Origin of the sequence: Arcobacter sp. F2176 (genome assembly GCF_004116465.1) — a bacterium.
Lineage (GTDB): Bacteria > Campylobacterota > Campylobacteria > Campylobacterales > Arcobacteraceae > Arcobacter > Arcobacter siniprincipis.
Window position 1 is genome coordinate 1 of sequence record NZ_PDJV01000046.1, and the last position, 2073, is coordinate 2073.

The 2073-nt window shown below is 26.0% G+C and carries 2 protein-coding genes; one reads left to right on the forward strand and one right to left on the reverse strand.

Going from position 1 to position 2073, the window contains the following annotated elements; translation table 11 throughout:
* Positions 1-778 (forward strand): retropepsin-like aspartic protease (locus CRU95_RS16055; RefSeq protein WP_164969823.1); only part of this gene is annotated, 778 nt, incomplete at its 5' end.
* Here CRU95_RS16055 and CRU95_RS16060 read toward each other — a convergent pair.
* The gene (locus CRU95_RS16060) at positions 779-1522 is read right to left on the reverse strand and encodes a transposase (protein WP_129102118.1); all 744 of its coding nucleotides are present in this window, start codon (positions 1520-1522) and stop codon (positions 779-781) included. It abuts the gene before it with no gap.
* Between the last annotated feature and the right edge of the window lie 551 nt (positions 1523-2073).

The following is a 2073-nucleotide window of genomic DNA, read 5'->3' on the forward strand; positions in this document are numbered from 1 at the left end:
ATATTTAACTTACGATTATGGAAACAGTAAAGCGCTATATTATTTGGCACAAATATATTTTAATGAAAATGAATATTTCAAGGCAATTAAACTACTTTATTCTTTAAAAGAGAGTGCTATAGAGGAAGATTTACAAAATAAAATCAATAAAAAAATAATCAAATACACGACAGAGTATTTGAGATTACTAAATGAAAGAAAAGATTTACAGACTATAAATACATTACTTAAATATCTCATAATTCAAGAACCAGATAGTATTAAGTATAAGTATTTACTTGCACAATATTATTTTGATAATAAAACCTATAGAAAATCAAAAGAACTTTTTGAGCAAATAATAAATAATGAAACCTATAAAAATAGTACAATAGAGTATTTAAATAAAATAGAATCTATTTTAAAACTTCAGAATAAATTTACTCATAAAATAAATCTCCAAAAACAAAAGAATCACTTTTTTATTGATGCTTTTGTAGATAATAAAAAACTTAAGCTCATGATTGATACAGGAGCTACATACACACTTATAAATGAGTCAAATTATTCAAACTATGAAAAAACAAAACCTATCATCTTAAATACTGCAAATGGACAAAAAGAAGCTTATGTTGCAAAAGTTAAAGAATTTAGAATAGACAACATAAAAATTGAAAACTTTGATATTACAGTTAGTAATTTTGAAGATAATGATTTTGATGGCTTGTTAGGTATGAATTTTCTTAGACAGTTTGATTTTTATATTGACCAAGAAGCTTCTATCTTGTACTTGAAGTGATTAATCTAGTATTTTTGAAATAGCCGTACTACTTAAAGCTAGGAAATTAGCTATCTCACTTTTTGTATAGCCATATTCATATGCTTTTTTTATATTATTATTACGATTGATACTTTTATCTTCATGAAAAAAAGTGTTTAGTCGTTTATAAAGTATCTTAATTTCACCATTTTTATTTATTATCTTTGGTGCGGTATAAATAATATCTAGAATATCAGAATCCATATCAGAGCTAATATAATTTTGATACTCTAGTAAAGTCATATCAAAAATCTTAGAACCTTCTAAAAGATAAGAATACTCACATTGATATTTCCATTGAAAAAAAGATTGGTATTTGTAATGATGTATTTCCTTAACCATCTTTGCTTTTATTGGATTTTGTTCAATATATTTAGCTACATACCAAAAATGATTATCAGCATATAAATAATCAGAATGAAAACGCCCTTGCCAAAGATGACCAGTACGTTTGTATTTTTTATTAAAATATATAGCATAATGTGAATTGAGATATTTCATAGCAAGGGAAATATTATCTTCTTTTGTTTCAAGTAAGATATGATAATGGTTTGTCATAAGACAAAAGGAGTGTACAACAATATCAAACTCTTTTTTTACACTTTTCAAAAGAATTAAAAACTGTTCAAAATCATCAGAATCCAAAAAGACATTACGACGCTCAACACCACGGCAGACAACGTGATAACATCCAGCATGGCTTATACGTTCTCGTCTAGGCATCTGTATCCTTAAATAATTTTATAAATTATATTAAAATTATGATAAAGATTCAAAAAATTTCAGAAATGAAAAAAAGAGAAAGAGATTCAGCTTGATTTCAGAAAAGTTGCCATATGGGGTCTGACCCCCAATGCTAATGCTAATGCTAAATTCAATATTGTTTTTTTTAAGTTTTTTTGACATAATTAACCTTTTAATAATATTTATTATTATATCTAAAAAGTAGTTTACAACCCCTTTATAAAGAGGTTGTATGGAGTTATTTTTGTAATTTAGTAGGTGTTTATTTAGTGATATTTTAGATAGAAATTATTAGAGGTTCAAAGGGTGTTTTTTCTTAACTTAACTTAACGGCATTGGGTCTGACCCCCAATGCCGTTAAGTTAAGCCAAGAATCCCCTTTTCATAGTATCTTCAGTACTTTTAAAAAACACTTTTTTTCTTCCTCTTGGAAAAATTAGCTGATTTAATACCTTTAGTATTTTTACCTTCCAAAGGAGATGGTCTTTTAAATTTTCTATTAGGTCTTATTTGAACAGTACTTGTTAAAA